The sequence below is a fragment of the Roseateles sp. GW835-FHT13E02 genome, from assembly GCF_058794035.1.
On record NZ_JBXAGJ010000012.1, the window covers coordinates 46,371 to 59,708 of the forward strand.

Here is a 13,338-nt window from a genome sequence, read left to right on the forward strand (position 1 = left end):
CCCGCTCGAGAATCTCCGCTCACTCCAACAAGGCCTGCGCGAACTCGCGCGCATTGAAGGTCTGCAGGTCTTCCAGCTTCTCGCCCACGCCGATGAAGTAGACCGGTATGGCCCGCTCGCGGGCAATCGCCGCCAGCACGCCGCCCTTGGCCGTGCCGTCCAGCTTGGTGACGATCAGGCCGGTCAGGCCCAGCGCGTCATCGAAGGACTTGACCTGGCTGAGCGCGTTCTGGCCGGTGTTGCCGTCCACCACCAGCAGCACCTCGTGCGGCGCATCGGCCTGCGCCTTGGTGATCACGCGCTTGATCTTCTTCAGCTCTTCCATCAGATGCAGCTGGGTCGGCAGGCGGCCTGCTGTGTCGGCCAGCACCACATCGCAGCCGCGCGCACGGCCGGCGCTGACCGCATCAAAAGTGACCGAGGCCGGGTCGCCGCCCTCCTGGCTGATGATCTGCACCTGGGTGCGGTCGGCCCAGACCGATAGCTGCTCACGCGCGGCCGCGCGGAAGGTGTCGGCCGCCGCCAGCAGCACTTTTTGATCGGCCTCGGCCAGATGGCGGGTCAGCTTGCCGATGCTGGTGGTCTTGCCGGCGCCGTTGACGCCCACCACCATCATCACCGTCGGGCTGTGCTGGCCCACGGCCAGGCTTTTCTCCAGCGGCTTGAGTATTTCGGCGAGAGCCTCGACCAGCAGACCGCGCACAGCCTGAGGGTCAGTCGCCTTGGCTTCCTTGACGCGGCGTTTCAGATCGGTCAACAAGAACCCAGTGGCCTTGACGCCGGTGTCGGCCATCAGCAGCGCTTCTTCCAGCTCCTCGTACAGCCCATCGTCGATCTGCGTGCCGGTGAAGACCTGGGCGATGCTGGAGCCGGTTTTGCGAAGGCCCTGGCGCAGCTTGTCAATCCAGCTGCGGCGCGGCTCGGGCGGCGGGGCTTCTGCGGCCACGGGCACGGTCGCCACCGGAGCGGCCGCCGGGGCTGGCGTTGGCAACGCAGCGGGCTCGGCCGCAGGTGTCAACTCCGGCACCAACTCAGGCGCGGGCATCGGAGCCGAGGCCGGAGCTGGGGCCGGGGCCGAAGCCGCAACAGGAGCGGGCTCAGGTGCTGGGCTGCTGGAAAACTTTTTCTTGAAGAAACTGAACATGGGCACTTTGGGCTGCGGCGCTGCGGCGGCTTCTGGATCATGAGGACAGGAAGCCGGGGCAGTGCCAGCGGGCGAGTGGGCCGGCGGAGCCAGCGCGACGCTCATCCCGGTGATCGGGGTTCGCACCGCAGCGGGGCGTCGGCATCGACACCCTCGCCTGCGGCTGCGGCCGGAATCATAAACGGCGCCCCTCAAGCCAACGATTTGTGGAGCGGCCGACCAGGCGCCTACGGCCTGGGTGGATACTCGAATCCTGCTCCGCTTCCAGCCGCCGCCTCGCCGCGCGGCTCACGCACCGATGGACATCCTCGACGCCCCGGCCACGGCCGCCCTGCTGCCTTTCGATCGCCTCGTTCCGGCCGTGGCACAGGCCATGCTGGACCTGCGCGCCGGGCTGATCCACGCGGCCACCCGCTCCGTCCTGCCCTTGCCCGATGGCGGCAGCTATCTGGCCATGCCCTGCACCGATGCGCAGTACGCCATCACCAAGCTGGTCGCCGTCACCCCTGCCAACCGGGCCTTGGGCCAGCCCACCATCCAGGGCCGCTTGCTGGTCAGCAGCGCCAGCCACGGCGAACCGCTGCTGGTGATGGACGGCTCGGTGGTCACCGCGCGCCGCACAGCCGCCGTCACCCTGCTCGGCATCGAAACCCTGCTGCATCGCCCGCCCGCGGTGCTGACCCTGGTCGGCACCGGCGAACAGGCACGCAGCCACGCCTGGGCCATGAGCCAGCGCTGGCCCGGCGTGCAGCTGCGCTGCGTCGGCCGCAACCGCGGCCAGGGCGAGGCTTTCGCCGCGCAGCTGAGCAAGGAAGGCCTGCCGGGCCTGCGCTCCCTGCCCCTGGAGCAGGCGCTGGAAGACAGCGAGGTCACGGTGGCCGCCACCACCAGCCTCAGCGCTGTGCTGCCCGCGCATGTGGCCGACACCACCTTGATCGTCGGCATCGGCAGCTTCACGCCGCAGATGGCCGAGCTGCCCGCCAGCGAAGTACGCCGCCGCCAGGTCTGGGTCGACGACCTCGACGGCGCCCGCCACGAAGCCGGCGACCTGCTGCAGGCCGGCATCGACTGGAGCCGCGTGCACAGCCTCGCCGAAGCACTGCGTCACTCCGATCTGATTCGCCCGCCGCTCTTGTTCAAGACCGTCGGCCATGCCGCCTGGGACCTGGCCGCCGTGCGCGTCGCGCTGCAAAGCTCATGACACGAGGCTTGGGGCCGATTTCAGCCCCGGCTGCAGCCCGCCGCCGTCCCTTGCCCCACCTTTCGTTTTCAAATTTCCTGAGATTTTTTCAAAGAACTCTTGCGCCGCCCAAAAAACCGGTGCTATAGTAGAGGGCTTGAGGCGCTTTAGCTCAGCCGGTTAGAGCGACGGAATCATAATCCGCAGGTCCGGGGTTCGAATCCCTGAAGCGCCACCAAATAAAGTCCTTGTGAATCAATCACTTAGACTAAAAAGCCACCCTAGCGGTGGCTTTTTGCTTTCTGCGTTTGGCTTTCATGTAGCCACCATGTAGCCAACAGGACAAGGTTACTGGCGAACGCGAACGATAGATGCGACAGGCCGGCGTCGAGGCATGATGGCTGAGCCGGAGCTTCAGGCGTCGAGCGCACCACCTCGGCAGCACCAAAAGCCACGGGCCCTCTCAACGCGAGCAGCTCCAGCGTGGCAAAGCCAGGCCTTCTGCAATGTGAGGCACGCGCACGCCCCCGCATGTCTGTGAGGCGGCCTCGAACCCATCGACCCACGCCAGTGCAAGTGCCGCGAACAGCGGGTGTCGCAGCTTTGGCGAAGGCTTCACTTACGGCCTGGCGTGCCCGCCCATGCCTGACCGAGCCCGCAGTGCCTCGTACAACTGCGCCGGCCCCAGGAGGATGTCTTTGAGCCCATCGCGCACGCGCTCCGAGCCCAGCGCCTGCGAGCTCATGACCTGGTGGGCTTCAAAGGCGTCGATGATGGCATCCATCAAGGCCCGGCCCAGGTCAGGAGAGTTGGCGAACTGCTCTTTGGTGTTGCTGGCCGCCTGCTGCATGAGCATGTCGTTCTCCAGCAGCTTGCCCTTGAGCGTGCCATTCACGTAGTGGAGCTGGTCGCCATCGGTGACTTCGCCTTCGAACAGCTGGTTCACCTTCTCGATGATTTCCGTCAGGTAGGCCTGCTGCTTCTCCTGTACCGAACCGCTGCCGACCGCATCCATCGGCGGGAGCTTGTAGCTGCCGTCGACATTGAGGTTCAGCGGCTGCTTGCCGGTGTTCTTCAGCGTGTGGTGAGTCAGCACCACCTTGCTCAGGTCCACCGTGTCGCGTTCGCGGCCAAAGTCCAGCAGCGGGATCAGGCGCTTGTAGAACAGGAAGCGCTTCTCGATGTCGGTGTTGCCGTAGTCGAAGATTTGGCTCAGGAAGGCATAGAGGCGCACGTAAGCGCCCATGTCGTTCTTGAACAGCAGCAGCGCATCAAGCGTGTCCTTGGCGGTCTGGCTGGCCTTGCCGTCCTGTTCAGCATCAGCCGCGGCCTTCGCCTGTTGCGCAGCCTTGTAGCGCTTGAGCAGTCGGTCGGCCACCGGCGCAATCGCGGCATCCAGCGCCTTCTGGGTGCCCTTGGGGTCCAGATCCACCTTGGCCACGCGCTCGACCTCGAAATCGTCGTAGTGGCCGCTGGCATCGAGCTTGGCGCGCAGGTCGTAAACCAGGTGCGGGTCGGTCGTGGCCTCCAGCTCCGCCGTCTCGTAGTAGGTCTTGAAGGCCTTGAGGATCTCGGCCGGCTCGTTGACGAAGTCGAGGATGTAGGTCGTGTCCTTGCCCGGGTGCGCGCGGTTCAAGCGCGACAGCGTCTGCACCGCCTGGATGCCGCCCAGCATCTTGTCCACATACATGCCGCACAGCAGGGGCTGGTCGAAGCCTGTCTGGAACTTGTTGGCCACCAACAGCAGGTGATAGTCGGCTTCAGCAAAAGCCTCGCGGATGTCGCGGCCCTTCAGCCCCGGGTTCAGGTCTTTGCTGGTTTCGGTGACGGCCTGCGGGTAGCTCTCCGGGTCGTTCACCTCGCCCGAGAAGGCCACCATCACGCCCAGCGGGTAGTTCTGGCGCTCAATGTAGGCACGGATGGCCTTCTGCCAGCGCACCGCTTCGCGGCGAGAGCCCACCACCACCATGGCCTTGGCCCGCCCCGCCAGCAGCGACTGCACGTTCTCGCGGTAATGCTCGACGACGATTTGCACCTTGCTGGCGATGTTGTACGGGTGCAGCCGGACCCACTGCATGATGCCCTTCATCGCCGCGCTGCGCTCAACCTGGCTCTCGTCGTACTCCTGGCCGTTGTGCGCCAGCTTGAACGCCAGCTTGTAGCTGGTGTAGTTCTTGAGCACATCGAGAATGAAGCCCTCTTCGATGGCTTGCCGCATCGAGTACACGTGAAAAGGCAGTGGCAGCCCATCGGGGCCGGGCCGGCCGAACAACTCCAGCGTCTTCTGCTTGGGCGTCGCCGTGAAGGCCACATAGGTCAACCCCTTGGCGCCGGCGCTGTCACCGGCCCGAGCAGCCATCTGTGCGGCCAGCAGCGCCTCGGTATCCACCTCGCCGCCGTCTTGCAGCTCTGCCCATTCCTGTGCCGACAAGAGCTGCTTGAGCTTGGATGCGGCCTCGCCGGTCTGCGAGCTGTGGGCTTCGTCGGCAATCACGGCAAAGCGCTTGCCCTCGGTGGCCGCCAGCTCCTGCACCGCCTGCAAGGCGAAGGGAAAGGTCTGGATGGTGCAGACGATGATTTTCTTGCCGTCCTTCAGCGCCAGCGAGAGCTGGGCGCTTTTGCTGCCCGACTCATTCGTGATGCTGGCCACCACGCCGGTAGTGCGCTCGAAGTCGAAGATGGCTTCCTGCAACTGCGCGTCCAGCACATTGCGGTCGCTCACCACCAGCACGCTGTCGAACATCTTCTGGTGCTCGGCGTTGTGCAGGTCGGCCAGGAAGTGGGCCGTCCAGGCAATCGAGTTGGTCTTGCCCGAACCGGCCGAGTGCTGAATCAGATAGCGCTGGCCGGCTCCTTGCGCCAACACATCGGCCACCAGCCGGCGCGTCGCGTCGAGCTGGTGATAGCGCGGGAAGATGACGCTCTTGAGCTGTTTCTTGTCGTCCCGCTTGCCAATGAGATAGCGATGCAGGATGTCCAGCCAGCTCTCCCAGGCCCACACCTCCTCCCACAGGTAGGCCGAGGCAAAGCCTTCCGGGTTGGGCGAGTTGCCAGCACCGCCTGCATTGCCCCGATTGAAAGGCAGGAAGTGCGTCGCAGGCCCCGCCAGCCGGGTCGTCATCATCACCTCGCTCTGGCTGACCGCAAAGTGAACCAGCGCTCCACCAGGGAAGCCCAGCAGCGGCTCCATCACACCGCCCTTGGCGGTCTTGGGATAGGGATGCCGGTCGAAGCGGTACTGGTCCACCGCGTCGTGCACGCTCTGCGTGAAATCGCTTTTGAGCTCCGCTGTGGCCACGGGAATGCCGTTCAGGAACAGCACCAGGTCCAGCTCGGCCTTGGGGTTGTTTGGCGAGTGGCAGACCTGCCGCACCACGCGCAGCCGGTTGGCCGCGTAGTGAGCCTGGATCGCGGGGTTGATGGCCAGGGCCGGCTTGAACTGCGCCAGCATCAGCGGCTCTTTCAGACCCAGCATCTCCACGCCGCGCCGCAGCACGTCCAGCGTGCCCCGGTCGGGCAGGTTCAGGCTCTTGCGCACCCGCTCGGCCAGCACCTGGGGCAAGGCGGGGCCATGAGTCTTGGTCAAGCGCTGCCAGCTGTCGGGCTGCGTGGCCTCGACCCAGTCCAGCAGGTCGGGCATGAAGAGGCCGTTCGCTCGGTCGAACAGGGCGGCATCGCCCTCGGCATACAGCCAGCCGTTGGCAGCCAGGTGGGTGCAGATTTCAGATTCGAAGTGGTGTTCTTGGTGCAGGTTCATCATCGACTCAGGGCCCTCAGGCGGTCCATCACGAGGCTGGCGCGTTCCGGCTCGGCAATCAGCCCGGGCAGCACATTCACGAAATTCTGGCTTGCCAACAAAGGCGCAAAGGCCGCCGCCACGGCCCGCCTCAGCTCCACGGGCGCAGCGGCCAATTCCTCAGCCAGCTCCTCGCGCCCATCGACGATGTTCAGCACATCCTCAAGGTCATGGCTGCTCATGAAGTCGCCATTGCCGCGGCCTGCAAAGGCTTCCAGCTTGGTCGCCACAAAGGCCACCGCGCTCACCAGCCGCACCGTCACACCGTTGCCCAGGTCCACCGGCACGGCGGTCTCCACGGCATAGGGGTACCAGCGGTTGGAGAAGCCCAGCACCTCCGGCTGCACCGGCATCAGGTCGAAGAGGACGCCCGAGGCCTTGTGTATCCAGCGGCAAATCACCTCGCTGCTCACGTCGCGCGCGAAGCCGCGTTCCGCAACCTGCTCTTCGATGCGATGGAACAGGGCCCGGCTGGCATTCACCACCGCGTCCACGTCGCGGGTGGCGCGCACCGGGTCGGCCAGCGGGTCGGTCACCAGCAAGCCGGCCACCGCACCGCCGACGAAGACCAGCTGCTCGCGCAGCTCGCCAAGCGCCACGGCAATGCTGCGCAGGTAGGGCAGATTCGGGTCATCGGCCCGCATCGCCGGCTCCCTCAACGCCCGATTCGAAGCGCATCAGCTCGGCCTCCATCAGCTTGGCGGCCAGGCCACGCTCGCGCGCACGCCCGATGCGCAAGGCATCCAGCAGTGCCAGCAGGCGATGCAGCGCCGGGTCGGCCAAGGCGGCTTGCGGTGCCGTCCGGTACAGCGGCGAGAGCGTCGGGCCCTTGGCGCTGCCGCTGGGGTGGGCCCAGACCGGCGCTTCGCCCGCGGCCACCGTCAGCTGGCTGGCCAGGGGCTCGGCACCGAAGGCCGTGGGCACACCGCGCTTGACCGGGCCCTGCGTAGCCGGCCAGATGTAACGTGCACCATGCAGGACGAACTCCAGCAGACTGGGGAGCACCGGCGACCACTCGCCGCGCCCAGGCGCTACCGCCAGACCGGAGGCCACGGCACGCTTCACACTCGCATGGGCCTCCGAGGCGCTGATGGACAGCGCCTCGCCCAGCGCGGCATAGGTCCAGCGCTGCGGCGGGTGTGCCGCCACCTTCAGCAGCACCAGCAGGTCTTGGGGTTTGAGTTCCATGAGATGGCGATATTCGCTATTCGCGAATTACGAATATCGCCGAATCGCCTGGATTTGGCAAGCCACGCGCCGGCGTCGACCGGCCAGTTGAGGCTGCTCAGCCGCCAAGGGCTTGCCGCTTGACCGCATCAAGCGTCTGACCGGCCTGGTCCTTCCATTCCATCCAGCCATTGGCCGTGCGGCCCAGCAGGGCCACAGCTGCCGTGCTGGGGGAGCGGAACAGGTGGTCGCTGGCGAACACCAGGGTGTCGCCGTCCACCGTCATCACACCCCCGCTGATGAGCTTGGCGCGAAAGTTTGCGTCGCTTGTGCCCTGAATGGACGGCACATCTTGCCTGCGCCCTTTGGAGCCCGCCAGCACCACAAAGCCCTCAGTGGTGTACAGCCCCCGGCCGTCCACGCCACCAGAGCGGCAATAGAAGAGCTCGGCCTCGGTGCTGGGCAGGCCGGGCTGAGGCAGCGGCACGAACAAGGGGTGGCCCAGCGTCGCAAGCAGGGTTTGACCAGTCTCGAACACCTCGCGGCAGTCGGCCTCCAGCGGAGCGGGCGTGTGCGGGCGGCTGCCCGCATTGCCGTTCAAGCCGCTGTACCGGCCCACCTTGCGCGCCATGTCGATGCTCAGCCACTCCAGGAACAGTGCATGCGTCTGCGTCAGCGAGTGCGTGCGCGACACCAGCACCAGCACGCGTTCCCAGAAGTCCTTCTTCTTGTCATGCTCGGCCAGACGCGCGCGCAAATCGCCGGTCTGCCCAACATAGACCTGCGGGCTGCTGCCATCCTCGGGTACCGCCAGCAGGAAATACACGCCTACCTGCGTGCTTTCGGGCATCGCGAAGAATTCCGGCAGTCGTTTGCGCGGCACCTCAATCACCTGGACGATGCGCGTGGTGATTTCGGCCACGCGGATGCCCGTGGGCTCCCCGCTCGGCAGGAAAATCTGGATGGTCTTGGGGGTGGCGTTGGTCATGGGCTTTCCATGGTGACGGCATCGCGCACGTCGATTTGTCCGGTGACGGCGGCGGCGATGAGGGCGCTGCGTCGCTCATTGAGCAGAGTGATGGCTCGCACCGATTGGGCCCTCAGTCCATCTAACTTGGCTACTTCGTCGTCAATGAACCGGAGTACTGCCAGTTGCTCTTCATCGGGAGGAAGCAAGACAGGCAACTCCATGATGTTCGAAGACGAGATGGATGCCAGGTTGGTACTCTGCTTCGAGCGCCCCATGAAGTAGAACTGCGCGTACTGCGAACTCGTAATGCGGTTCAACCACTCTGGCCTGATGCTGTGGGGACGGACGGCAAAGACATGGTTCTGATGGATGCAGTCCGGAATCTCTCCATGCCAGATGGCGCCACGCCCAAGTTTGTCGAAATCCCCGCCCTCGTTCATCAGTACGTCTCCGGGTAGCAAGCGATAGCGAACTAACTGTTCGGCTTCGACTTCCAGGGTGGAAACGTCGTCCAGCGCGAGAAAGCCATCCTGGACATTCGCAACCCGGAGGTAGGGGACGGCAATGGTGTCTTTGCCCGCCGTATCTTTGCCCTTGGCAATACCGGTCTGCACAGCGGCGACGAACTTGAGCCGCGTCACATCCCAATGAGCCGGCACCTCCCCCAGCCACGCCAAGCCGGAATCCTTCATCGGCGCGTCGGGGTTGAGGCCCTTGGTAACGGCGTGGGAGATGGTGGCCTGGCGCTTTTCGGCCAGCAGGGCGATGAGCTTTTCCTGCTCGGCAACCAGCGCGTCGATTTTGGCGGTTTCGCGGTCGAGGAAACCAGCAATGGCGGCTTGCTCTGCCAGCGGAGGAAATCCTGCTCGAAAGGCTGAAAGGTCGCCCATGTTTAGGACCCGCTGCGCACTACCCACGCAAACCAAGTCGACATATGTGCGAAAAATAATCGACTGTAGGAGCCAGCCTAGGTAGCTCCGAGACAGTCCATTCGAATCCGGCTGCAGACGTGCAACTGCTCTAGAGAGATTTACTCCGGCGAGCTCGTCATCAACATGAACGACTTCACCAATAGTGCCAACTACGGAGAGAAGTACGTCTCCGCTCTCCGTCAATGTGCGTGTGTACTGGCTTGAGAGTGCGCGCGAGATGGTGGTCAGCTCGTCTCGGGTGACTTTGCCGTTGCGCATATCCGTGATACGAATCATGGGGACGCCATCGACCTCAAAGTCAGGGACAAGTACTCCGTAGCAAGGGGGCTCGGCAAATTCATGCCCGAGCTTCTTGACCGTCCAATACTCTGGGATGCTTCCTAGCCAGACAAGGCCGCTGTCTCTGTATTTTTGGTACCTCGGCAAGCTCATTCCGCCAACTCCCCCAGCATCTTCATGATGCTCGCCGTGACGGTCTTCAGCTCTTCGTCGATGACGTGCAGGCTGCGCGGAGGCTCGAAGACGTAGAAATGCCGGTTGAACGGAATCTCGTAGCCGACCTTGCTCTTCTCTTCGTCAATCCAGGCGTCCGGCGCATGCGGCAGCACCTCGCGCTTGAAATAGGCCTGGATGTCCTCACCCAGCGGCACGTTCTCGGTGTCGCGCAGCGCGCTGTCGGGCTGGGGCTTACCCTTGAGCTTGCCCTTGAGGCCCAGCAAGACCTGACCCTGTTCATCGCGCAGCGGTCGCTCGACGGTGATGGTGGTGTAGCCGAAGTCCTGGTTCTTGAAGATGCGCGAGATGGGTACGCGCTTGAACTTGCCACCTTCGGGCACGGCGGGCAGGGTGTCGGTGCCGGTGACCAGCTGCGGCTCGCCCTGGGCCTGGCCGGCTGCGTCGAACACCGTCACCAGTTCCGCCTCGGTGAAGTCGCCGAACAGACGCGTGACCATGGCGATGTGCGCCTCGCTCATCTCCTTGCGCTTGGAGCCCAGGCTCTTGCGCATCTTCTGCCAGAAGCTGCTGGCGTCGATGAGCTGCACGAAGCCCTTGCGGTCGGCCGGCTTCTTGTTGGACAAAATCCAGACGTAGGTGGCGATGCCGGTGTTGTAGAACATATCGCTGGGCAGGCCGACGATGGCCTCCACCAGGTCGTTCTCCAGCACGTAGCGGCGGATTTCGCTCTCGCCGCTGCCGGCGCCGCCGGTAAACAGAGGCGAGCCGTTCAGCACGATGCCGAAGCGGCTGCCGCCGTCCTGCGCCAAGCGCATCTTAGCCAGCAGGTGCATCAGGAAGAGCATGGAGCCATCGCTGACGCGCGGCAGGCCGGGGCCGAAGCGGCCATCGAAGCCTTTTTGCTCGTGCTCTTGGCGCACCACCTTTTCGACCTTCTTCCATTCCACGCCGAAGGGCGGGTTGGAGAGCATGTAGTCGAACTTGGAATGGGCGTGGCCGTCGTCGCTGAGCGTGTTGCCGACGACGATGTTTTCCACCGGCTGGCCCTTGATGAGCATGTCGGCCTTGCAGATGGCATAGCTCTCGTCATTGAGCTCCTGGCCGAACATGGTCAGCCGCGCCTGCGGGTTGTGCTCCAGCAGGTACTCGCCCGCCACCGACAGCATGCCGCCGGTGCCGGCGGTCGGGTCGTAGATGGTGCGGACCACGGCGTTGCCGGGCGAGAGCACGTCGTCGTCTTCGATGAAGAGCAGGTCCACCATCAGGCGGATGACCTCGCGCGGGGTGAAGTGCTCCCCGGCGGTTTCGTTGCTGATTTCGGCGAACTTGCGAATCAGCTCCTCGAACACCGCGCCCATGGCGGCGTTGTCCACGGCCTCGGGGTGCAGGTCGATGTTGGCGAATTTCTCGACCACCAGGTAGAGCAGATTGGCCTTGGCCAGGCGCTCGACCTGGGTGTGGAAGTCAAAGCGCTCAAAGATGTCCCGCGCGGCCGGCGAAAAGGCCTGGACGTAGGCGTAGAGGTTCTGGCGAATGTGGTCCTGGTCGCCCAGCAGCTTGACCAGGTCCAGCGGCGAGCTGTTGTAGAAGCTCTGGCCCGCCTTGCGCAGCAGGAAGGGCTCGGGGTTCAGCCCCGCTTTGGTCTTGGCCTCGAACTCAGCCAACACGGCCGGCTTGGTGGCTTCCAGCACGCAGTCCAGCCGGCGCAGCACGGTGAAGGGCAGGATAACGCGGCCGTATTCGGACTGTCTGTAGTCGCCGCGCAGCAGGTCGGCAACCGACCAGATAAAGGAAGACAAGGCTTGATGGTTCATTCGGCGAGCAAGGGCGTTGGCAATGGGAGGAATCTGGCCGGCATTGTGAGGCCAAGCCACATCCGGCCATGGAACGCTTGGGTGTGCGGGCGGGCCGGTCGCTAAAACACCATCGGGCCGCGGGGATCGTGGAGCGAGGGCGAAGCGTCAGGCGGCAGCAGGCCTCGCGCCTGGAGCCTGGCTTTGGCCTCGGCCTGGGCTTGCCAAAAGGACTCACGCGCCTCATGAGCGTCGTCCGAAAAGAGAATATGCATGCCGAGCAGGCACAAGTCGGCCTCTATGTCGGCATCGAGCAGCGGTGGCTCGGTGTGTTTCATGATGCTCCCGTCTGTTCGCGGCCATGCTACGGCAAGGCGAGGCTGTGTCCCGAAGCTCAGGTTTTCTCAGGTTCTCAAAAGCTCTCAGTTCGCACACGCCATCAAGGCTTGATGTCGAGCGCATGCACCCAAGGCGGATGGAACAGCCGGTGCCAACCATTGCGCCCCATGGATTCACTCAGCAGCGAGTGCTATGAAAGCCCGCCGGGGGCGTTGGACACAAGTACCGAGGAACTCGGGACACTGGCGGAACCGAAGCTCTCGCCCATTGGGGCCGGCAGCTCGCATTGCAATGGCTGGGCTGGCAGGTCTTTTTGAGCATTTCGATGCCGGGCTCGCGCATGCGCGCGAAGCGTTGCGCATCGCTCGGGTCAGGTCACTGGAACTACGGAGGCAGGTCGTCCACCGATTTGGCCATCGCCCGGTCCCGAAGGGTATTGGGCTATGCAGCGTTGACGAGCCTATTGCTGGCCGTGAGCTCGTTGGGCCCCGATACGTGCGGCGGAGGAACATGAACCCTACACAGAGCTAGGGTTTGCGTGTCCGGGGGATTGAGAACACCATCGGGCGCAGGAGTTTTCAGCCCGCCAAACCCTATAGGGTTGTCGTCTTCGCGCCGCTGGCTGCCTTTGCCCTTGCTGGTGAAAATCTCCGTCATGCCACGCAGCCTCTTCGGCTTTGCGAGCGCGCTCACATCCAGGCCAAGAGCTGCCGCATAGAGGCCCGGGTTGGCTTCAATGGCAGCGCGTATCTGGGGCCAAAGCACACTGTTCATGCTCGGGTCACACCTCCGCTTGAGCTCTGCGCGCACAGCGGCGCAAACCGTTGCCTTGGTGGCACCGACCATGCGCGTCTGATGCGGACGCAAACCATAGGGTTTGGCGACCTCCTCGAAGAACTCGCTTTGCATGGCCCGCAGTTGGCTGCGACCGCCAATGGCATCCGAGCCGACCATTCGACCTTCGAGAAGCGGCAGCACCAAAACATGCATGTGCGGCGCGCTTTCGTCGTGATGAATATCGGCCGCCAGGATGTTGGCGTCGCCACCATATCGCTTGGCCAGCCAACGCAATGCGTCTACAAACAGCTCACGCGGGTTCGCGCATTGGCCGGGCGCCAAGCTCACGATGAACTCAAGGGCACGAACTGCGTCCTTGCGCAGCTTTTGGATGCCAGCAGCCTCCATCAACAGTTTTGCGCGCAACTGAACTTCATCAGGGCTGCCCGAGCCAGCAAGGCACTCATTGAGGTGACTTCGGGCCGCGTCGATGTGGCTGTCCGCTCCACGCTCGGCTTGGATGACGCGGCGATTGTGCGCAACCGCATCGCGCAAATGCCTGGGCCCCTTGAGCTTGCCGACTCGAAGGAGCGCTGCCGCGCTCATTGACCTGCCCCTGGCCCCGTCAGCGACTCAGTCCTGCTCAAACTTTGGAGGCCAAGCCGCCCCATCACACAAGGGATGCCGTCGGCACCAAGCCGGTTCACTCCGTAGAGCAATTGGTTGATGGGCAAAGCAAACCAAGCTGCTGATGGCCCCACTCGCTTGGTGCTACTTCTGCGCA

Annotated in this window: 10 protein-coding genes and 1 tRNA gene; 2 read left to right on the forward strand and 9 right to left on the reverse strand. The window is 64.3% G+C overall.

Annotation, left to right across the window (positions count from 1 at the left end):
- Positions 1-19 precede the first annotated feature (19 nt).
- The gene (ftsY, locus tag AC1Q6P_RS13205) at positions 20-1,144 is read right to left on the reverse strand and encodes a signal recognition particle-docking protein FtsY (protein WP_492664321.1); all 1,125 of its coding nucleotides are present in this window, start codon (positions 1,142-1,144) and stop codon (positions 20-22) included.
- 298 nt (positions 1,145-1,442) lie between these two features.
- Here ftsY and AC1Q6P_RS13210 point away from each other — a divergent pair, with 298 nt between their 5' ends.
- Complete coding sequence (locus AC1Q6P_RS13210; protein ID WP_492664322.1) at positions 1,443-2,345, forward strand: delta(1)-pyrroline-2-carboxylate reductase family protein; 903 nt, start codon at positions 1,443-1,445, stop codon at positions 2,343-2,345.
- 140 nt (positions 2,346-2,485) lie between these two features.
- A tRNA-Met gene (locus AC1Q6P_RS13215) sits at positions 2,486-2,562 on the forward strand.
- Positions 2,563-2,943: 381 nt separating this feature from the next.
- On the opposite strand, the gene AC1Q6P_RS13220 is transcribed toward AC1Q6P_RS13215, so the two are convergent.
- The 8 genes from AC1Q6P_RS13220 to mobV all read right to left on the reverse strand — a co-directional run bounded on the left by AC1Q6P_RS13220 (position 2,944) and on the right by mobV (position 13,160).
- A complete protein-coding gene (locus AC1Q6P_RS13220) occupies positions 2,944-6,084 on the reverse strand; it encodes a type I restriction endonuclease subunit R (RefSeq protein ID WP_492664323.1) in 3,141 nt (1,046 codons plus the stop codon).
- Positions 6,081-6,764: a nucleotidyl transferase AbiEii/AbiGii toxin family protein gene (locus AC1Q6P_RS13225; protein WP_492664324.1), complete on the reverse strand. Its 684-nt coding sequence runs from the start codon at positions 6,762-6,764 to the stop codon at positions 6,081-6,083. The genes AC1Q6P_RS13220 and AC1Q6P_RS13225 overlap by 4 nt, the downstream gene beginning before the upstream one ends.
- On the reverse strand, positions 6,751-7,308 hold the full coding sequence (locus AC1Q6P_RS13230; RefSeq protein WP_492664325.1) for a hypothetical protein: 558 nt from the start codon (positions 7,306-7,308) through the stop codon (positions 6,751-6,753). Before AC1Q6P_RS13230 ends, AC1Q6P_RS13225 begins: the two co-directional genes overlap by 14 nt.
- A gap of 97 nt (positions 7,309-7,405) precedes the next feature.
- On the reverse strand, positions 7,406-8,275 hold the full coding sequence (locus AC1Q6P_RS13235) for a GIY-YIG nuclease family protein (RefSeq protein WP_492664326.1): 870 nt from the start codon (positions 8,273-8,275) through the stop codon (positions 7,406-7,408).
- The gene (locus AC1Q6P_RS13240; protein ID WP_492664327.1) at positions 8,272-9,465 is read right to left on the reverse strand and encodes a restriction endonuclease subunit S; all 1,194 of its coding nucleotides are present in this window, start codon (positions 9,463-9,465) and stop codon (positions 8,272-8,274) included. Before AC1Q6P_RS13240 ends, AC1Q6P_RS13235 begins: the two co-directional genes overlap by 4 nt.
- A gap of 152 nt (positions 9,466-9,617) precedes the next feature.
- Positions 9,618-11,459, reverse strand: coding sequence for a type I restriction-modification system subunit M (locus AC1Q6P_RS13245; RefSeq protein ID WP_492664328.1), 1,842 nt, complete (start codon positions 11,457-11,459; stop codon positions 9,618-9,620).
- A gap of 101 nt (positions 11,460-11,560) precedes the next feature.
- On the reverse strand, positions 11,561-11,776 hold the full coding sequence (locus AC1Q6P_RS13250) for a hypothetical protein (RefSeq protein WP_492664329.1): 216 nt from the start codon (positions 11,774-11,776) through the stop codon (positions 11,561-11,563).
- A gap of 442 nt (positions 11,777-12,218) precedes the next feature.
- Positions 12,219-13,160 (reverse strand): MobV family relaxase, encoded by a 942-nt coding sequence (gene mobV / locus AC1Q6P_RS13255; protein WP_492664330.1) that lies wholly within the window; start codon positions 13,158-13,160, stop codon positions 12,219-12,221.
- Positions 13,161-13,338 lie beyond the last annotated feature (178 nt).

Bases quoted from the DNA above. Each gene is read 5' to 3' on its own strand.
- ftsY (WP_492664321.1), bottom strand. From the start codon at position 1,144: ATGTTCAGTTTCTTCAAGAAAAAGTTTTCCAGCAGCCCAGCACCTGAG.
- AC1Q6P_RS13210 (WP_492664322.1), top strand. From the start codon at position 1,443: ATGGACATCCTCGACGCCCCGGCCACGGCCGCCCTGCTGCCTTTCGAT.
- AC1Q6P_RS13220 (WP_492664323.1), bottom strand. From the start codon at position 6,084: ATGATGAACCTGCACCAAGAACACCACTTCGAATCTGAAATCTGCACC.
- AC1Q6P_RS13225 (WP_492664324.1), bottom strand. From the start codon at position 6,764: ATGCGGGCCGATGACCCGAATCTGCCCTACCTGCGCAGCATTGCCGTG.
- AC1Q6P_RS13230 (WP_492664325.1), bottom strand. From the start codon at position 7,308: ATGGAACTCAAACCCCAAGACCTGCTGGTGCTGCTGAAGGTGGCGGCA.
- AC1Q6P_RS13235 (WP_492664326.1), bottom strand. From the start codon at position 8,275: ATGACCAACGCCACCCCCAAGACCATCCAGATTTTCCTGCCGAGCGGG.
- AC1Q6P_RS13240 (WP_492664327.1), bottom strand. From the start codon at position 9,465: ATGATTCGTATCACGGATATGCGCAACGGCAAAGTCACCCGAGACGAG.
- AC1Q6P_RS13245 (WP_492664328.1), bottom strand. From the start codon at position 11,459: ATGAACCATCAAGCCTTGTCTTCCTTTATCTGGTCGGTTGCCGACCTG.
- AC1Q6P_RS13250 (WP_492664329.1), bottom strand. From the start codon at position 11,776: ATGAAACACACCGAGCCACCGCTGCTCGATGCCGACATAGAGGCCGAC.
- mobV (WP_492664330.1), bottom strand. From the start codon at position 13,160: ATGAGCGCGGCAGCGCTCCTTCGAGTCGGCAAGCTCAAGGGGCCCAGG.